The sequence below is a fragment of the Coprococcus sp. BIOML-A2 genome (genome assembly GCF_009875795.1).
Taxonomy (GTDB): Bacteria; Bacillota; Clostridia; order Lachnospirales; family Lachnospiraceae; genus Coprococcus; species Coprococcus aceti.
Genome location: NZ_WWSI01000003.1, coordinates 364,032 through 384,195 on the forward strand (window position 1 = coordinate 364,032; position 20,164 = coordinate 384,195).

A 20,164-nucleotide genomic window follows, 5' to 3' on the forward strand; every position below is an offset into this window, starting at 1 on the left:
CGCAAAAAGCACCCCGCCTGCGATACCGCAGACAGGATGCCTCTAAGCTATTTTATATAGAATTTAGTAGGATTAGCAAACTCAATCTATGTTTTACTGCTCGAATAACAGCTGCTCGTATGTTGGGAATGGCCAAGCTGTCTTTGGAAGTTCCTTCTCAAGCTCATCAGCTGGCTTTCTCACTGTGTCAAATGCTGCAAATACTGTGTTGTGGAAATACTTAGCCCAAGCCTCTGTATCTCCCTCGTAATCTGCTGCCTTTGCAACCAGCTCCTCAAGGGCTACTGTAGCGCTCTTGAGCTCTGTGAGCTTCTCTGAGATGGTGTTCAAAAGTGATACCTGAACTGTAGGATCAATTCCGAGAGCCTTGATCTCAGCTGCACCCTTTGCAAGCTCTGCCTGATATTCCATAACTGCAGGAATGATCTCCTCATTAGACATCTCTATCATAGTGAGTGCCTCGATGTTGATCTTCTTTGCATAGTTCTCAAGCATTACATCAGCTCTCGCCTCAAGCTCTGCCTTATCCATAACTCCAAGGTTCTCGAAGATCTTAACGCTCTTATCTGCTGCAAGATAAGGAACAGCATCAACCATGCACTTGATATTTGGAAGACCACGCTTTGCTGCCTCCTCAACCCACTCATCTGAATAACCATTGCCATTGAAGATGATTCTCTGATGTGCTGTGAGTTCTCTTCTGATGAGTGCCTTGCAGGCTGTCTCGAAATCGTCAGCACCCTCAAGTTCATCTGTCATCTTCTTGATCTGATCTGCAACTATTGTATTAAGTACCATCATTGGGAATGCGATGGACTGTGTTGAACCAACCATTCTGAACTCGAACTTGTTGCCTGTGAATGCAAATGGTGATGTTCTGTTTCTATCTGTGGCATCCATTGTAAATGTAGGAAGTGTTGATGCACCTGATACATATGTCTTGCCCTTTGGTGACTCTGTAGCCTCCCCCTTCTCGATGATCTGCTCAACGATCGACTGGAGCTGCTCTCCAAGGAATGCTGAGATAATTGCTGGAGGTGCCTCATTTGCGCCAAGTCTGTGATCGTTTCCTGCTGATGATGCTGAAAGTCTCAGGAGCTCAGCGTTGTTATCTACTGCTGCCAGAACTGCTGCAAGGAAGAACTGGAACTGAAGATTTGTCTCAGGATGCTTGCCTGGATCTATAAGATTCTCACCCTCGTCTGTTGAGATAGACCAGTTGTTGTGCTTACCTGAACCATTTACACCGGCAAATGGTTTCTCATGAAGTACACACTCGAGGTCATGCTTTGCAGCGATCTTCTTCATGGTTGCCATAACCAGATGGTTCTGATCTGTAGCGATGTTGGTTGTTGAGAAGATTGGAGCAAGCTCATGCTGTGCAGGAGCGACCTCATTGTGCTGTGTCTTTGCAAGGATGCCATACTTCCACAGCTCCTCGTTCAGCTCTGTCATGTATGATGCGATCTTATCCTTGATCGCTGCGAAATACTGATCATCAAGCTCCTGTCCCTTTGGAGGCATTGCTCCGAAAAGTGTACGTCCACAGAGCTTAAGATCTGTTCTCTTTGCAAATTTCTTTTTATCTATCAGGAAGTACTCCTGCTCAGGACCAACTGATGAAGTAACCTTCTTGGCTGTTGTGTTGCCGAACATTGCAAGAGCCTTAAGGGCTTCCTTGCTGATGGCATCCATTGAACGGAGAAGAGGTGTCTTGTAGTCAAGTGACTCTCCTGTATATGATGTGAATGCTGCCGGGATACAGAGGATACATGTTCCCTCATCCGTTGTCTTTACAAATGCAGGTGATGTACAATCCCATGCTGTATATCCTCTTGCTGCACATGTCTCACGAAGACCGCCTGAAGGGAATGATGAAGCATCCGGCTCTGACTTAATGAGCTCCTTGCCTGTGAACTGGAGGATAACACCGCCATCACCGACTGTGCTTACGAATGAGTCGTGCTTCTCTGCTGTTGTCTCTGTAAGTGGCTGGAACCAATGTGTATAATGTGTTGCACCAAGCTCCATTGCCCATTCCTTCATGGCTGCTGCAACTGAATCTGCGATTGATGTATCGAGAGGCTCGCCCTTGTCAATAGTCGCCTTGAGTGACTTGTAAACTGCTTTTGGAAGTCTCTCTCTCATGACCTGATCTGAGAATACGTGTGAGCCAAATACGGCCGAAATTTTGTTCATCATAATTACTACTCCTTTTCTTGATTAAAAATGAATCCTTAACGTATCCTCAAAAAAAGAGAAAGGTGTCCTCCTTCTTGAGAACACCTTTGTCCATTTCGTATCATCTAATTGTTGAATATAAAATACTCCATATTCTTTCAAAAATCAACCCCTAATTTTAAAAAAATCTCATATATAAAAAATACTGTCGTCGTCCACGCAATAGCACGCCAGCTTTCCGCCCCTGTTTCTCTCTCCATTTCCGCAGTCGAGATCCGTATAGTATGATGTCACATAAGCGTTATATGAATGATCTTCATTGAGTCTGTTCGTCGTCACATGTCCGCAGAACACATACCTGTCAAATGCCTTCTTATCCGAAAACGGAACATTGTGGATATCCGGCGATATGAGAAACCTGTATTCATCTCTTCCCACGGCATTCGTAATAGACTCGGTAATATTGATCGTCCTGTCAGCGTTTCTGACATACGAGCCACAATGAATGCCCGGATGGGTGACAACACAAACTCCGTACTTTGGCGAATGTATCTCTGTGTAATGTGGCAGATGTGCCAGATACCCATGCAGTTTCATCTGATCATCCACATTGAGCTTCTTGATATCTCTGACTGTTCCACCACCGCCGAATATGATCCACTGTCTCTCTGACATGCTTCCCTCTATGTACATCTGGGCAAACAGTTCATGATTACCCTTTATGAGCTGCATCGAACCATCCACAAGATAGTCCGACATAAACTCAAGAAGAGAAATTCCCTCATCGTTCCAGTCAAATATGTCTCCCATGACTATCATGTTGTCCACGGCTGGATCAAAGCTTATCTTTTTCAACATTTTTCTGAATGACATGACATCTCCGTGGATGTCGGATATGAGATATAGCATTTATTCTTCCTTTGATAATCGTTCTATCAGTCCAGCCTCTTAATAAGCTCCTCATATATCTCCTCCGCCACAGCAAGCTTGTACGCAAGCCTTGTCGGCTGAGGTGGAAGCTCCACATAGTACTCTTCCACATCGCCATCTATGTCTATGGCAAAGTATACCTGTCCCGGAATCGAAGCGTCTGGATTTGCCGGATCCACATTTCCCATGGTTCCAGTCACGCCGATCCCTATATTCGCATTATACGCCTTTCTACACACCTGCGCCATTGAACCTGCAGTTTCCTTTGAATAGACTGTATACTTGTCTATGATCTCTGCGGGAACCCCCTGCATGATCTTCGCCTCATTGCAGTAGGTGATAAATGCACCTTTCAGCACTGCAGAGGAACCTTCCGTGTCGGTGATGAGGGATGCAATCTGCCCTGAGGTGGCAGATTCCATGGTGGTTATGGTTAGGTGTCGGGAGATAAGAAGCTGGGTCAGCTTATGATAATTGCCTCTTATTTTGTTCTCGTTATATTGTTCCATATATGTATATATCTCCCCTTTTCGATACTTCTTTATTTTTCATCTATCATCAGAGTAATAATTTTTCAATCGTGCGTCAAGCTGAATACTCAATATTGCAAATAAAAATAGTTCACCATACTAAATTATATTTACTCCGGTGAACTATATTTATTATAGCTTATATATTATCGTTGCCAGTTCTAAATACAAACATTCTAAGGCACAATATCATAACTGGAATTACCACATCTATAAGAAGCAACAACGTCTCCGCTGGCTTGATAATTCCCAGCTCCGCCAATACTGTGTATATGAGCAGAAATGCACCGATCATATATATTCCTAACACAAATATCCCGCGCCTAGCAGACACCCTCATAAGCTTTGCTGCAGCCCCAATAACTGCAACTGACAAAATCGCAAATAATACAAACCACAATATACACACAGGGATTCCCGCCTGTTTTTCAATTATTGTAATATTGTATCTTGCTTCAAAAAATTTGTCCGGTACACTTCCAGACTGAGACATATCACTTACAAGTGCCACACCTGACATCTTATGCTTACTGGTAAATATATCCTCACATCCAGCAAACATCATTATTGCTCCACATAGTAATGATACAAGACACATCGCAATATTCAAACTGTACTGCACCGCCATATATATAATAAACATAACAGTTTCAGCACAAACAATTGCAAATGTAAGATCATCTTTACCTGTCACAAGCTTTACGCTTGTAACATTTGCCAATTCAATCAGGAACCATATCAGCATTCCAGCCCAGTTGTTCTTTATCAGATCTGCGCTCTTTATCATCACTACAAATGCAAGTATCGTTATAACCAGCGCATATATCCTGTCACTTCCAGATCTAAATAATACCCAGTGACCACCATCATCAAATCCACTGTCCGTACATAGGGAAAACACTGTTCCCGCCCAGCAAACCAACGCATACAAAAACACAAGTAAGAATACAGTCGTTCCATCCTTGTACTTCTTTTTATCTGTCAAAAGAGAACCGCAGTAACATATCACGCAATATGTCTTGTCGCATATTTTTTCAAGAGGCAATACAAAAAGTATCACACCAACAAGAATACATATTAGAATATGTTTTACTTGATCCACTGTCCCTACTCCACCTATGTATCCGGCAAAGAATGCGTTTTCTGTTCTTGCCATTATTGCCCTCATTGCCGCGTAACAGACGGCTGATGTTATGAAGGCGGGGATGGCTGGACTGGTAATTTGTTTTTTTGTTTGTCTTTTTTCTTTCATCGTAACTTCTTTCATTTTTCCACTACCTTCATTGTCTCCAGAAATAATAACTATGTATGGATGCGGAATTCGTCCATGTGTTGCAGAAATAAGGTTATCTGTAACCGCATGTATTCCGTTGGCCTTATTCTCATTATTCTTTTTTAAGATATCCGCATTTTGGTTATCATCATGAGAATATACAGTCTCATTTATCAGCCTCATATCTGATAAAAATTCATAAATAGTCTGTGTTCGTTCTTTATAATTTACTCTCAACGCTTTATATAAAGCATCAGTTACATACTCTGGAATATCCTCATCATCCAGAACTATATCTTCACTGGATAGCAGTCTTTCATTAGGGTTTAATAACATCTTTCCCGTAAGAAGATAGTATACGGTCGCTGCAAGTGAATACACATCAGTAAATGTACCCTGCTCAGACTTTGATGAATACTGCTCAAAAGGAGCAAATCCAGGAGTAAGCATCACTGACAATTGTTCATTACCAGATTGTCTTTTTATATTTTTGGCATTTCCAAAATCAATGAGCTTTATTACACCGGTGCTATCCACCATAATATTGTCTGGCTTTATATCTCTATGGAATATATTCAATGCGTGAACCTGAATAAGCGCAGTTCCGACATCAAATAAAATTTTGTTTACATATTTAAACTTTAATTTACCATTTTCCCTAACAAGTTTTTTTAATGTAACTCCGTCAACATATTCCATCACATAGTATCCGGTGCCATTTTCTTTAAACCTGTCATACACTGATACAACAGATTCAACGCCTTGAAGCTTCCATAGAACATCTGCCTCTTCCATGAATCTCGTAAGGCCATGATTAAAAATTTCTATTTTCTCATCCGATACTGTTTTTACTTCTTTTCCATTTGATAATCTTACGGCGCTATCCCTCGGGAAATATTCCTTCACAGCGCACTTTTTGCCTTCTGCTTCGTCATATGCCACATAAGTTATTCCAAATCCACCTTGACCAATAATTTCATCTATACGATAGCGATTTGATAAATATGTTCCTTTACCCAATGCATATGTAATATTCATTCATATCACCACCTTACTATAATTCCTACTGCACCGATCATCAGTCTATCTCCCGAAAACAACTGATGTCTGTCAGTTATCTGCTTGCCATTTAATTTTGTACTGTTTGTCGCAGTCATCAACGGCTGAACGAATAACTCTCCATTTTTGCATTCCAATACAATATGCTGTCTTGAAACTGTAACTTCATTGATAAAAACGTCACAGGTGTTTGCCCTGCCTATAAATGCACTTCCATTTATATGAACATTTTTCACATCAGGCTTGTAGCTTAGTCTGCAATGTGTACGACTGATGAAATCTCCCTCCATGATCAAATTACATGTTGCCGGATCCCTGCCTATAGTTATGATATTTCCATAATTCACAGCAATAATAACCCCTGCCAGATACCCTCTGACACCGATAATCGCACCTCCATCCTGTGGAACATGATTTAAAACCTGCTGTCTTGAATTGATTTTCTTAACATTCTCCATTTTTATCCTCTACTATTAGTATTCTGGGCAAATATAATTTCCGCTCTCATCTTTTTCATTATTACAAATTATCAGTGAAACCGATGTTCCATAATCGACCTCGGAATATGCAGAAACACCTTGACTTAAGACTGCACCATCATATGAATTAGGATCAGACCTGTACTCTATGCTTCCAACTGAAAGCCCCGCATCATACAACATCGATATAGCAGAATCTTCACTACATCCAGATAAATCTGGAACGATTGCTTTTGTCGGTTCATCATCTGGTTCTGGTGCTTCTGTCGTTTCTTCTTCAGTAGTAGTCTCCTGGGCTGTCGTAGGTGTATCCTCTGTAGTAATTTCTGTTGTTTCTTCTGTATCATTAGTTGCTTCTGAATTATCTTCAGAGCCATTGCCTTTACTCACCACAAGTTTTATAATTGTTTTTTCCTCAACCTCCGTATCTGGTTTTATACTTTGCGATATTACATGATCCTTCTCAACCTTATCACTCTGTTCATATTCGACCTCTATCTGAAGATTACTCTCATCCATAAGTTTCCGGGCATCTTCAAGGCTCTTATAAACTACATCAGGAACATGAGTCATTTTTACACCAAGAGAAACTTTTACCCCCAACACAAACCCCTGTTTTTCTTTTTCTCCAGACTTATGATTCTGCTTTATCACTTTTCCCTGAGCAACCTTGCTGTCATTAAGTGTTTCTTCCTTATATATGTATATCTTTTTCTCTCTTGCACACTTTCTTGCATTCTCCCATGTTTCACCAACAACATCTGGAATTGTAGTTTCTGCGCTCTCATCATAACTACTATTGCCAATAGATACTTTCAATAATATCTCTGAGCCTTTATCTACTTTTTCTCCTTCTTTATATTGTTGGTCACATATATAATCCTGAGCTATTTCACTTTCTTGTGTTTCAATCTTCGCATGCAGCCCCATCTTTTCAACTTGTTCCACGGCTTCAGTCTGTCCTAATCCAGTGAAATCTGGCATATACACCTGTCCTTTTCCACTCGATACAACTATTTCTACTGTCATACCTTTCTGTACCTGACTTCCACCACTTATATTTTGTGATAATACTGAGTCCTTAGGTATATCTTCCGACTCCTGCTTATCAACAATTTTCATATCTATATTTTCAGAGGCCAGTATTTTCTCAGCATCATCAACTGTAAGATTTATGACATTTGGCACTCTTGCATCCGATCTGTCATCCGAGGAAATAAATGAATCCCAATTTATTACACCAGTTACCAATAAGGTCCCAACTACCAGTACAGCTAATATTGATGCTGCTACCACTGCTTTCAACCATGTTGGCCATCTTCCAAGATCTCTGGATTTTGATGTTACACGATTTTTGTGTACAACATCCGTTGTCGTAAGTTCATATTCCAGTCTTTCCATATCCGGAGTTCTGTCATTGATTTCTATATTTAAAGCATTCAATATAGCATTCTCAACATTCTCTGATATGTTCCCTGCAAACTTTGATGGTAATTCCAGTGTATCTTTAGAACATCTCTCCATTGAATCGTCCGGAGTTACGCCAGTTATCATTTTGTACAAAGTTGCACCACAACCATATACATCTGTCCACGGCCCCTGTTCTCCACGGCTTCTATACTGTTCAGGCGGCGCATATCCCGGTTTAACTATAACCGACAGGCTTTTGCTGTGATTTGTTGATGTCGCCTGTCTTGCAGCGCCAAAATCAATAAGCTTTACCTCTCCATTTGAAGTTATGAAAATATTATCTGGAGCTATATCTCTGTGTAATATCCCTTTTTCATGAACCTTCTTCAAAGTCCTTATTATAGGTATCATCATATCAACAGCTTTTTGATAATCTATTTTACCGTTATCTAGGAGGAATTCTTTTAACGTTTGTCCCTCCAGATATTCCATAGCAATATATGCTGTATTATTTTCACGGAACACATCATACACATCTGTTATTCCTGTTGTTCCCTTAAATTTTGCAAGCCTCTTTGCCTCATCAATAAACTTTTCTATTCCTCCGTTAAACTGGTCAGTCCTATCTCCACTAAAGATAGATATCGTTGATGAGCCAACAGCCCTTGTTGCAAATTCAGATGGCAGATATTCCTTAATAGCTATTTTCTTCTCAAGACTATAATCATATGCCAGATATGTAACCGAAAATCCACCATATCCTATGGTTTTTCCTACAATATACTTCCCGCCAAGTATTACTCCCGGAGCTAAATGATATGGCTCTGCGGGCGGAGTATCCACCCTATATCCACAATATGGACATATGCTATCATTTTCATCAAACTTATTCATACATCCCATACATAATTGTTCCGCCATACCATACTGCCTCCTGTTACTTCCTAGTATTGTTCATATACATAATCTTGTTTTGTCTCAACCTGTCTTGTTGAGGATTCACTAACTCTAGATGTGCTCCACTCAGACCACGAACCATAAATTGGTTTTCTGTACCAGTATGTATATACCTTATTCACAGACCGGGTCTGATATCTGTAGACAGTACCCGTCCACGACCACTCACCAGTGCCTGAAACATTTCTGTAATTAACTTCTCCATTACTATTAAATACCCATCTTTCAGTCGAACTGCCAGGCCACTGAAATTGATTTGCACGTGATACTTCATCCCACGGAAGATAATATTCCCTCCTTCTAGATCCTGAATTCTGCCATTTATCATCAGTTCTTTCATAAGAACCATCGGCCCTGTATGTATCATATCGACCAAACACAGCGCCATCTTTCGCTTCTACATTACAGGTATCACTGGATTGTACGTAGTTTGAACTCCATTCAGTCCATCCTCCCCAGTTCCCATAAGACTGACTTTCTTCAGTTTTGTAATATGTATAACCACTTGGAGTGCTGTTACTGTTAGTCTTTTTTATATCATAATCCTGCACATCTCTATATCTATACATTGTCACAGTATCATTCGAACAAACTATCAATGATATCTGAGTTCCTTTTTTTACCTTCTGATTTGAACCAATACCCTGATCCAAAACTATGCCTGTACTAGATGATGAGGAAGATCTATATTCCACACTTCCAACACTTAATTCATTACTTTCCAGCATTGCTTCAGCCTGTTGCAAAGACATTCCAACCAGACTAGGCACATCTACCATAGAATCATCTTTTGATGGTTTTACATTCTCAGTTGTGCTTTCTGTCTTATTCTCTGTGCGCTGTTCTTCTGTAGCATGTTCTGTTTTTTTGTCCTCAGTGTTCTTATCTTCCTTCTTACTCTCTGATTTTTTCTCCGTTGTCTTCTCTGTTGTTTTTGTTTGCTCTGATGTTGTATTCTTCTTATCAGTATCTTCATATCTAGGTGCAGCATCAATCTTATCACTGCCCTCACTTATACACAGCGATACTGTAGACCATACTTTCACCTCTGTTCCCGCCTCAACGCTCTGGGATATTACATGATCTTTAGCTACCACATCACTCTTCTGGTATGTAACCTCTATTTTTATCTTACTGTCATTCATAAGTTTTGAAGCTTCATCAAAGCTCTTATATACAACATCTGGAACATGCGTTGTATTTATTCCGAGGCTCACATCAACGCCTAAGTCAGAACCTTCTTCCACCTTTGACTTAGCTTTCAAAGACTGTTTCATAACTATATCTTTCTCAACAGTATCACTGTTCTTTATATCTGATTTATATATGTATATTCTTTTATCAGATGCCATTTTTCTTGCATCATCCCATTTTTCACCTACAACATTCGGCACTTCTGTTTTCTTCGAATTGTCATACTCTTTTTTACCCAATGACACCGTAAGGTTAACCTCTGAACCTTTATCTACAGCCTCGCCATACTTGTACTGCTGTGCGCAAATATATTCCTTCTTTATTTCGCTCTCAGCCGTATCTGTTTTTACAAACAAACCCAGATCCTTCAATTCCTGTTCAGCTTTTTCTTTAGATAAACCAACAACATCAGGCATATACACCTGTCCTACGCCTCCAGATATTGTAACCTCTAACACCATTCCCCCTTTGACTTCCGTACCATAAGGAATGTTTTGTGACAAAACCGCACCTTTAGGAATCGTATCAGATTCAACCTGATCAACTATCTGAATCAGCATATCCTTTTCTTGAATCATTATCTCTGCATCATTGAGCGTTTGATTTACAACATTAGGCACCCTGACTTTAGATGTCGCCCCCGGTATAAACATCTTCCAATTTATCACGCCTGTGACCAATAAAGTTCCCAGCGTCAATAGTAAAACAGCCGCTGCAGGCACCGATATCTTTAACCATAATGGCCAACGTCCAAAATCCATTTTCTTCTTTTTAGCCTTTATTCTTGCAACTTCTTCATCCGTAGTAAGCTCATATTCCAATCTCTCCATATCTGGTGTTCTATCCTCTATCTCCAGATTCAGAGCATTCATAATTGCATTTTCCTGATTAGTCGTAATATCTATATTAAATTTTGATATATCTTTCAGTGAATCCTTCGAATCTCGATCCATCGAATCTTCAGGGGTAACTCCAGTTATCATCTTATATAACACGGCACCGCATCCATATACATCTGTCCAGGAACCCTGATCTCCCCTACTTCTATATTGCTCTGGTGGTGCATATCCCGGCTTCACTATTACAGATAAACTCTTGCTATGATTTGTAGATGTAGCCTGTCTTGCAGCGCCAAAATCAATGAGTTTTACTTCACCATTATTGGTCATAAAAATGTTATCTGGTGCAATATCTCTATGTAAGATTCCCTGAGCATTTACCGTCTTTAACGTTCTTATTATAGGAAGCATCATTTCTATCGCTTCATCAGGTGAAATCTTTCCGTTTTTTCCCAGATACTCTTTGAGTGTCTCTCCCTCAAGGAATTCCATCACTATATATGCAGTATTATTCTCTACCAACACGTCATAAACATCTGTTACTCCCGGAGTTCCACGAAATTTTGCCAATCGTTTTGCTTCATCAACAAATTTTTCTATTCCTCCACGGAATTGTTCTTCTCTATCACCTGTGAAAATTACAACCTGTGAAGATCCTGGAGATCTTGTTGCAAACTCAGAAGGCATATACTCTTTTATCGCTACCTTTTTATCAATACTGTAATCATAGCCTATATATGTTACAGAAAATCCTCCATACCCTATTGCTTTACCAACAATATATTTTCCTCCAATAACAGTTCCTGGAGTTAAATGATATGGCTCCTGAGCTGAAGATTCGGAATTATAACCGCAATACGGACATATACTGTATTTGTCATTGTATTTTTCCATACATCCCATACATATTCTTTCAGGCATCTGTATATTCTCCTTCCCACTTTACTGCTGTTTTATCTTCATGTTATCTGTGTAAGAATCTATAATCTGTAATTCAGTATTAGTATCCGTATATGACTTCAACGCAGATTTATTAACTGGTAATCCTTCAATTTTCTGCAATTTATCCACACCATTATCGCTATAAGATGTTCCTAAGAACAACGCTTCCTGAGCTCCCTGTTTTAACATATAGCTTATTAACAAAGAAGCCGCTCTGCTCTCATCATCACTGGTTGTTCCACTTATCGACAATTCATTAGTTGGTTCTACATAAACTGAATCACTTTCTATCTTCACGATCTTATATCTTCCAGCCCAACTGTCATTTACAAATTTATAGTCCTCCGTTGAACCGAAATAGTATAATAATTTATCGTCAGATAAAAACTGCTTATATATTTCACTTCCACCTAATTTTTTCCATTCTTTTTTTCTTTTATCATCAATATTCTGACTATTCTCATTACTATTCAGCGAACTCAGAAGCATATCTTCCGCAGATTCTGATATATAGAAACTATCATCACTCATGCTTTCTATCTGCTTGTAGTCGCTTATAGTCAGATTATCTATATTCTTAACTTCTGAGCTTCTTTTTACATATACAACAGGTGCCTCAAAGCTTAATGGAATTTTTTTGCTTTCTTCAATAGAATTTTTATAATTTTCTAACAGATAGCAATCGTCAGATCCCGACTTTTCCATATATTCATAAACTTTATCTACGCTGGCCGCATCCTCCATAATCTCTTTTGTTGCATATTGAGCCTGGAATATTGTAGGCATCTCTCCATTCTCGTATGCTTTTAATAATTCACTGCCATATTGATCTTCTGGTATAAATTTATAATTAACATTTACCTTCTCTTGACTACTTGTGAATGCTTCTATTCCACTATCCATCATTGCCTTTGCGCCATCTTCATTCATTTGATCATCCACTGCAATCCAGATTGATATATCAGCAGCATTCATAACCACATCAGCTTTTTTATTTTTATACATGTTGTACACATAAAGTGACATTGACACGACGACAAGAAGTGCAATTCCTACTGTTATCGTTCGCTTCATTCTGCGTACACGAAGTTCTTTCTTTGGCTCCATAACTTTCTTTTCTCCATCAAGAGCCTTTTTTAATTCGTCTACATTTGAAAATCGTATTTCAGGATATATTGACATTCCCTTCATAACAGTATTACTTATTCTTTCAGGAATATCACTGTATATCTGAATTGGAGATTGTACTGTATCCTCTATAACTCTATTAACAGATTCGTCCGGTAATACTCCTGTTATTGCGCGATATACAGTTGCACATAACGCATATATATCTGTCCATGGTCCCTGCTTACTTTTTGCCTGATACTGCTCTGGTGGAGCAAATCCAGGTTTCAAAATAATAGATCTGGTTCTTTCCTGATCAGCATCTGAAAATCTTGCAGCGCCGAAATCTAGGAGCTTAATCCGCCCATCGTTGCACAACATTATGTTGTCAGGACTGATATCTCTGTGTATTATTCCGCCAGCATGTATCTCCTTGAGAGCTGTTATTACCGCATCAGCTATAGGTATAACCTCTTCACAGCCTATACGACCTCCCTTTGACTTTAAATAACTCTTCAAAGTCATTCCTGGCAAATATTCCATAACAAGATACGCAGTATTATTTTCCTCAAAAAAAGCATCAACATGAACAATATTTGGATTATCGACAAATTTCGCCATATTTTTTGCTTCATCCAAGAATCTTTCCAATCCCTGCATATACTCTTCTTTACTTTCACCAGTATAAATAATTACCTGTGGCTTTCCTGGAACCCTTTGCACAAGACCAGTTGGATAATACTCTTTCACAGCCACAACCGTCTCAAGTACATTATCCCAAGCCTTATATGTAATACCAAATCCGCCAAATCCTATACATGTACCTATCACATACCTGTTATTGTATAAGCCAACTCCCGGATATAAATGATATAATTCTTTAGGTGGTGTTCCCTCGCAATATCCACAGTATGGACAGACCTCACTCTCTTCCTTATCGCTATATACTATGTCAAATAAATTAAAACAATTTAGACATCTTCTCTGCATTCAATATATCCTCCAACAATATTTACCTACTTAACCCAAACGGCAATCGCCGAATTGTTATCCATATCCGTACACTTACCGTTTTGCCTTACTATCTCAACCATTGCATCCAACCACTCATCAACACTGTTTGATTTCTTCAAAGTCTTAGTCATTGCTTTTTCATCTATCAATTCCCAAAACCCATCTGAACACAAAAGAAATGCCTGAAATCCATTTTTATTTATAATCTCAGAACAATCATACTTTTTAGTCTCCCATGGACTACCTATAACCCTCAGCAATTTATTCCGGTCTTCATGCCCTCTGATTTTTTTCTCTTTTAGCTTGTGCGCCAGAACCAACATCTGAGGAACGCTATGATCCAAAGTTCTTTCAACCAACTTACAATTTTGAAAATAATATAGACGTGAATCGCCTATATGGGCCCATTTGATCTGATCGCGACATATATCTAACGCAACAAGTGTCGTTTTCATGCCATTTGCGAATGTACCCTCTTGAATATTCATTACTCGTTTTTGAGCTTCTTCAAATATATCTGACAAAAGATCAGCGTTACTGTCTCCAACTAATTGTGTAAGATCTCTGGCTGTTTCTATCGCATTTGAAGAAGCAACTTCACCACGTCCATGACCGCCGAGTCCATCAGCCAATACAAATATATTTCTCTGATTTACATGGAAATTTCCAACGGAATCCTCGTTTTTCTCCCTGTTTCCTATGTCGGAATATACCTTATATGTTATCATTCTAATCCCCTCCATCTCTTGTGAAATTATATCATATACTATATATCTCCACGTTTTTGCATGTCTGTATGTCGTTTTGCCATGTCTGTATTTTGCTTTTTTTCGGCAAACTCCGTAATAACAACATCAATATCCAATCAAAGCTGCTGCAACATTTTTTACGCCCGCTCCACTCTTACTAACAACGAACGCATATGTGTAACCCGAAACAACAAACAGATAATCTCCACAATCTATTACATAATTTATTCCACCATTTCTAACATACTGTGCAGGAACTTTAAATATGGTTCTACGACTTGTTCCTTTACACCTGACAAGTGCGGCTCCCTGTATCTTATATATGTAACCATATTTATTATTTGATATCGGAAGTTTATTAATTGTTGAACTTGTAAGCCATGTAAATGTACTAATTCTGTTTTTTGAAGTTGAAATACTCGCGCGAGTCATCTTTCCGTTTGTTCCTATTGCATATGTGACAGAATTACTTCCAGTAAATATGACTCGATTTTTTCCAGCAATGAGCTTATCTGTTGAAACCTTCCCACTGAATCGATAAATGCACTTCTTATTTCTTCCGTTGGAATCCATTCTATATATGCCCGTAGAGCCATATTCAACCTTAACGTTTGCATTCCACGGAGCAGAGCCTTTTTTAACACCTATATAATAAATATACTTTCCGACAACAACAGGGCTATAGCCTTCCGCAAGGACTTTCGTCTTCTTACCATCCTTTGACATTCTATATACATACCTGTTACGGGCATCGGAACCAATATATTTATTTACAGTGCAATATATATTTTTTTTTGTAATTGTCAGATCCGTACAGCGCAAATCAGATATTTTTTTCTGACGTTTTGTAGATGTATTGTACATATACAACCGCCCTCCTTGAGCCCCTGATCCCACTGCGTAATACAGCATCTTCCCACTCATTGCCGCATATGACGGCACATATAACTGCTCGTACCTACTTGTTCTTGTACTGGCATATACATTATCACCACTAAACAACTGAACCTCTGAAACCAGCAGTATTATGCCCATAATCATCACAATAAACTTTCTTATTTCTCTTTTTTTCATTGAACTACTTTCTCCTTTCTATTTGCATTAACATCTCCATACCGTCTTCCAATCTTTATCTCCTCCCCATCAACCATCGTAACGGTCTGATGATTATAATTACTGATATAGTCCCTGTTTACCACCGCAGCGGCTGAGCATCTCACGAAATTATCTGGGAGTTCTTTCATAATCTCGCTGAGAGGTCTGTATTCGTAATATTTGCCATCACGCTGGTCATTTTTTCTATTTGTGTAATATATCGTTACTCTGTTCTCTATTTTGATGTACATTATGTCGCGGCAATCAAGGATATTGACGTTCCTGTCATATCGGATTTTGATGAATTGCTTCTTGTCATCATTGTTCATCTTCTCCACAAGATCATTCATGAATGTCACAAGTCTTGCATCATGTCTGCCTTTAAGCATACAATTCACATGATTCGCCTCGTATATGTCCAGTTCTTCAGGGATTTTGTTTACATAAAAAAGAATCTTGCAAGATGGAGCTACGGCATTGATCCTCTTTGCCAGGTTCACACCATTCTTGCCATTTGGATACAGAAGCTCTGTTATAAAGATGTCACAGTCGAACTTCTGATAGTCGATATCCAACATTACTGAATCAAGGTTATATGAAACAAATCTCACATTTTCGTTATCAATAATGTTGTTTTTAATTTGAGAGCGCAGGAAATATACTGTTCTCTGCGTCTCGTCTGGATTTACATCGCATACGCCTATTGTCATATTGAATTCTCTCCCCCTCATTTATCTATGCGGTTCTCCGCCTCATTGCATATCAATTTAAAGAAATAAATGATCTTTATCAATTATTACCTGATATTATAGAGTCTGAAGTAATATGACTTTCAGGCAATGTAATCCGCACTCCAGACATATCATTGTCTATATTGCATGTTTCATTGTCTATTTTCGTTATTGAAAATTCCTTATTCTATTTTGTCGAAATATATCCTTTGTTATGTTGAAATAGCTCATTTTTTGTTATATATTCATATAGTGCTTAGCACATATATTTACTAAACCAACCTATTTCATTTCCATGAGGGGGAAACAAAAGATGAAATATCGTACCAGACCGGCGGAACACATATGCTCTCTGGAGGAACTTTTCACAGAGCATCTGGGGCTTAACATTCCCATTGTTCCACAGACGTCTTCATACTCCAACAAACATACTTTCAGCCAATTATTCTTTTCACAGAATCCGAACCAATATGACGATATTGACAAAATAATGTCATTTTCCGTCTTCAAGGATGCGGATATAGAATGGCTTAAGAAGGATGCAGATTCAGCCCAGAAACCTCTGTACTATCTCATCCATCCTGACGAGAGCTATCCTACAGGCACGAAGCTGAGTGTTTTCTTTTCCAACCTGGCAAATAAGAACTTTTCCGGAAACGAGCAGCCTCTTCCTATAAGAGCTCTGCTGAATGCGATAGATTACGACAAGCTGTGTGCTCATCTTGACAATCTTATAGAAACAAAAGGCGCACTGGACTCTGATTTTATAGTTTCACTGCAGTCATATCTGAGTAACGTCCTCTCAACAGACAACCAGCTTACACATTATTGCTCTTTGTTCAAATGCACCTCACCATCAGAATACCTTGCTACGATCCTTTTGTATGCGCTTTTTGATGATGTGAATTTCCCTGCATATGCATCGGAGGTTGCAATAACAAGAAATATCAAAGAACCTAAGGTCGCACATCCCGTGACTGATCTGAACAACCCACATTTTCAGAAGCTAATGAATGATGCCAGGAGGGTTGACAAGCTACAGGCATTTGCAACATATACACTGATAGTCCTTTACTCTGTACAGATGCTTGCAACCATCTTCTCTTCTACCTGGATCAGTTCCTATGAGGCGACAAGCACAAAGGGGACGCTGTTCAGTATTGTCATGCTGTGTGCATCCATCATTTTGACAGCTTTGAGATTTATTCCATTCTCATTGCACAAGAAGTATTCGGAGCTAAGCCTGATACTTGAACATTCCGTGCTTGATGAGAACAGTAACACCTATAGCATTACATATAATCATTTTCAGAACTGTTCGAGATCTTTTAATGATATACAACAGGGGAGACGAGTCATCATCACTTTGTTTTGTATGATGAGTATTCTGTATATTGTTGTGTCATTTGTATTTAACAGCTTTCCTCTTCTGGTGGCTCTCGTCAGTTTATCATTTGGTGGAGTTATGCTTATCGACAGCATGGTTCATGACCATATTACCTACAAAAGGTATGATGCTTTCTTCTCCTCGGATCTGCCAGGTCATGTTCCTGCGTCCAGATTCGGAGTGGCGCGCATGTGCTCATGGGATTACGATTCCAGACTGAACTCTTTCAGACACACCAGCTACAACAAGCTCACAAACTACAGTGAGGATTGCATCCGGCATATATATGATCAGGTAGCGGATTCGTCCAAATACAGTTGGGCTACTCTAACCGCTTTCATTGTCACTCTTTCATCCATAGGTGTGATCGCCGAGATCCTTCAGCTTGTGAATCCTGACCTGGAGTATTTCAGAATGCCAAATGCTTCCATGCTCTATTCCGTCACAATGATCCTTATTTTGCTGAACGGTGTTCTGAACATACTTATACTTCTCCGTGCGAGATCCCATTATCAGAAAATGGCCGAATTCTCATTCTACGCCGGCAATCCTGACTCTGATAATTATGAAGTAACAACACTGTTCCGACACAACCTGTACGCAGGCAGCATATCTGAGCTTGCGATTGCCAGAGGAATATATAACTACAATTTGTGTCAATTTGAACAGAGCCTGTCCACATCGGACATCCAGCCACCTGACGACCGTTATCATCCTATGTATATCGTGAATCAGAAGCTGCATCTCATCACAGATGTTGCGCTGTGCATATTCGTCGCATACCTGAGCATGGCGGTATGGCACTCAAATAATCTCCGCAATCTGATAGGCCTGCCCATTCTTGTCGCAGTGTATGCCCTGTGGACATTTGCAATGTATCCACTATTCAAATACAGAAAGATCAAATCCAGCATCCGCAAGCTGAATGTTGAACATAAAAATAAGGAAACACGCTGAACAACTAAGCGTGTTCCCTTCTCTTTTCTATTTCTTTTCTTCTCAGAACCACCATTGCTATGACAAGAGGCGACACGAGAAATACCAGTTTTGCCCATCTCATGCCAAGGGCTCCCACAACCAGACTTATTGCAAATATCCCCAGCTGATCTCCTATTCCATATGACAGTGTGGACATGGCTGACGCCCTTCCTCTGACCGATATATCTACACTTTCCATGACCATAAGATTTATCAGTTCTTCCGCAGAAAAGTAAAATCCATTCATGCAGCCCCAGAGTATTCCCAGCAACACCGATGAAACTCCATGCCCTACTCCAAGTGTAAATGCCATACCTGATATGAGGCTAAGCGCTATTCCCATCTGCACCACATATCTCCGTTCCATTTTGTCTGCAAGTATTCCTGTCAGAACATTTATAGCCAATGATGCTATGGGCTGTATGAGCAACACTGTATTCACATTGCCCTCTCCCATACCTGAGAAGGCACACAAAGGTTCATTGTAATATGTTATGCCTGCTGTCGCCATCCCCACCACGCTTATGCTTATGAGAAGATTTCTGGTTGCATGATCTCTGCATATATCTTTGAATGTTTTTATAAAATGTATATGTCCATCATCTGTGTTACATTCTGTACTGTCCACAGATTTTCCCTCACTCCTGTTTGCCGATCCGCCAACACTCGGTGCAGCTTTAGAACCAGTTATATTCGGGAATCTGTACAACATAACCAGTACCATACCTATTACTCCGCCAACAATTCCAACAGCGTAAAGGATCTGCCAATTATGTCCGCCGCCATCCACGTACAATGACCTGAGCAGAGGTATACACATGGCTGCTGCCATGGACACTCCACCACAGATTCCTCTGACAGTTCCTCGATGTTTTCTATCTACCGCATCGACTATGTATATCAGATGTATGTCCAGCGAATATCCCAGTATGAGAATTCCATTGCCAAGCAGGTATATCCACAGATTGTTTGCCAGCAGGCATACTGCACTTCCAACAGCCAGAAGCGCCACATTTATGATCATCATCTTCTTCCTGCCTATGATATCCGTATATGACCTGATAAATGGCGTGAGCGCTCCGATAAGATAAAATGGCAGCATGTCTCTGCTCATATATGCAACCGCCGCTTCAGAACTCATCCCACGCGGATCCATGAGAAATGTCCTAACAGAAAGTGACTGCGTCTTGCCGAACATCTCAGTGCAATAGGAATCCACAAATTGTACAAGTATTATGAGTGCCACAGCCGAGATAGCTGCGACTGCCAAACGTCTTTTATTTGAATCTGCCGTTTTGTCATTCATCAA

The 20,164-nt window shown here is 39.7% G+C and carries 13 protein-coding genes; 1 reads left to right on the forward strand and 12 read right to left on the reverse strand.

Annotation, left to right across the window (positions count from 1 at the left end):
* Positions 1-93 precede the first annotated feature (93 nt).
* The 11 genes from GT575_RS08520 to GT575_RS08570 all read right to left on the reverse strand — a co-directional run bounded on the left by GT575_RS08520 (position 94) and on the right by GT575_RS08570 (position 16,469).
* A complete protein-coding gene (locus GT575_RS08520) occupies positions 94-2,202 on the reverse strand; it encodes a glutamine synthetase III family protein (protein WP_117549155.1) in 2,109 nt (702 codons plus the stop codon).
* 168 nt (positions 2,203-2,370) lie between these two features.
* Complete coding sequence (locus GT575_RS08525) at positions 2,371-3,054, reverse strand: metallophosphoesterase (protein WP_242857336.1); 684 nt, start codon at positions 3,052-3,054, stop codon at positions 2,371-2,373.
* A 62-nt stretch (positions 3,055-3,116) separates the two neighbouring features.
* Positions 3,117-3,620: a CinA family protein gene (locus tag GT575_RS08530; protein WP_161171872.1), complete on the reverse strand. Its 504-nt coding sequence runs from the start codon at positions 3,618-3,620 to the stop codon at positions 3,117-3,119.
* A 160-nt stretch (positions 3,621-3,780) separates the two neighbouring features.
* A complete protein-coding gene (locus tag GT575_RS08535; RefSeq protein WP_161171873.1) occupies positions 3,781-5,952 on the reverse strand; it encodes a serine/threonine protein kinase in 2,172 nt (723 codons plus the stop codon).
* A 5-nt stretch (positions 5,953-5,957) separates the two neighbouring features.
* Entirely contained in the window at positions 5,958-6,431 is a 474-nt protein-coding gene (locus tag GT575_RS08540) for an FHA domain-containing protein (RefSeq protein ID WP_161171874.1), read from the reverse strand.
* Between the two features lie 15 nt (positions 6,432-6,446).
* Positions 6,447-8,783, reverse strand: coding sequence for a PASTA domain-containing protein (locus GT575_RS08545; RefSeq protein ID WP_055146867.1), 2,337 nt, complete (start codon positions 8,781-8,783; stop codon positions 6,447-6,449).
* Between the two features lie 23 nt (positions 8,784-8,806).
* On the reverse strand, positions 8,807-11,773 hold the full coding sequence (locus tag GT575_RS08550) for a PASTA domain-containing protein (RefSeq protein WP_055146870.1): 2,967 nt from the start codon (positions 11,771-11,773) through the stop codon (positions 8,807-8,809).
* Between the two features lie 21 nt (positions 11,774-11,794).
* Positions 11,795-13,891, reverse strand: coding sequence for a serine/threonine-protein kinase (locus GT575_RS08555; RefSeq protein ID WP_022216238.1), 2,097 nt, complete (start codon positions 13,889-13,891; stop codon positions 11,795-11,797).
* A gap of 26 nt (positions 13,892-13,917) precedes the next feature.
* Positions 13,918-14,643 carry a PP2C family protein-serine/threonine phosphatase gene (locus tag GT575_RS08560; RefSeq protein ID WP_055146873.1) on the reverse strand — a complete coding sequence of 242 codons (726 nt, stop codon included), beginning with the start codon at positions 14,641-14,643 and terminating at the stop codon, positions 13,918-13,920.
* Between the two features lie 126 nt (positions 14,644-14,769).
* Entirely contained in the window at positions 14,770-15,738 is a 969-nt protein-coding gene (locus GT575_RS08565; protein ID WP_022216240.1) for a DUF5050 domain-containing protein, read from the reverse strand.
* Positions 15,735-16,469 (reverse strand): LytR/AlgR family response regulator transcription factor, encoded by a 735-nt coding sequence (locus GT575_RS08570; protein WP_022216241.1) that lies wholly within the window; start codon positions 16,467-16,469, stop codon positions 15,735-15,737. The genes GT575_RS08565 and GT575_RS08570 overlap by 4 nt, the downstream gene beginning before the upstream one ends.
* Positions 16,470-16,803: 334 nt before the next feature.
* Between GT575_RS08570 and GT575_RS08575 the strand changes: the two genes are divergently transcribed.
* A complete protein-coding gene (locus GT575_RS08575) occupies positions 16,804-18,834 on the forward strand; it encodes a hypothetical protein (RefSeq protein ID WP_161171875.1) in 2,031 nt (676 codons plus the stop codon).
* Between the two features lie 4 nt (positions 18,835-18,838).
* Here the strand turns inward: GT575_RS08575 and GT575_RS08580 are convergent, their stop codons facing one another.
* Entirely contained in the window at positions 18,839-20,161 is a 1,323-nt protein-coding gene (locus GT575_RS08580; RefSeq protein WP_161171876.1) for an MFS transporter, read from the reverse strand.
* Positions 20,162-20,164 lie beyond the last annotated feature (3 nt).

Excerpts from the sequence above, each read along its gene's own strand:
- GT575_RS08520 (WP_117549155.1), bottom strand. The coding sequence starts at position 2,202 with ATGATGAACAAAATTTCGGCCGTATTTGGCTCACACGTATTCTCAGAT.
- GT575_RS08525 (WP_242857336.1), bottom strand. The coding sequence starts at position 3,054 with ATGTCATTCAGAAAAATGTTGAAAAAGATAAGCTTTGATCCAGCCGTG.
- GT575_RS08530 (WP_161171872.1), bottom strand. The coding sequence starts at position 3,620 with ATGGAACAATATAACGAGAACAAAATAAGAGGCAATTATCATAAGCTG.
- GT575_RS08535 (WP_161171873.1), bottom strand. The coding sequence starts at position 5,952 with ATGAATATTACATATGCATTGGGTAAAGGAACATATTTATCAAATCGC.
- GT575_RS08540 (WP_161171874.1), bottom strand. The coding sequence starts at position 6,431 with ATGGAGAATGTTAAGAAAATCAATTCAAGACAGCAGGTTTTAAATCAT.
- GT575_RS08545 (WP_055146867.1), bottom strand. The coding sequence starts at position 8,783 with ATGGCGGAACAATTATGTATGGGATGTATGAATAAGTTTGATGAAAAT.
- GT575_RS08550 (WP_055146870.1), bottom strand. The coding sequence starts at position 11,773 with ATGCCTGAAAGAATATGTATGGGATGTATGGAAAAATACAATGACAAA.
- GT575_RS08555 (WP_022216238.1), bottom strand. The coding sequence starts at position 13,891 with ATGCAGAGAAGATGTCTAAATTGTTTTAATTTATTTGACATAGTATAT.
- GT575_RS08560 (WP_055146873.1), bottom strand. The coding sequence starts at position 14,643 with ATGATAACATATAAGGTATATTCCGACATAGGAAACAGGGAGAAAAAC.
- GT575_RS08565 (WP_022216240.1), bottom strand. The coding sequence starts at position 15,738 with ATGAAAAAAAGAGAAATAAGAAAGTTTATTGTGATGATTATGGGCATA.
- GT575_RS08570 (WP_022216241.1), bottom strand. The coding sequence starts at position 16,469 with ATGACAATAGGCGTATGCGATGTAAATCCAGACGAGACGCAGAGAACA.
- GT575_RS08575 (WP_161171875.1), top strand. The coding sequence starts at position 16,804 with ATGAAATATCGTACCAGACCGGCGGAACACATATGCTCTCTGGAGGAA.
- GT575_RS08580 (WP_161171876.1), bottom strand. The coding sequence starts at position 20,161 with ATGAATGACAAAACGGCAGATTCAAATAAAAGACGTTTGGCAGTCGCA.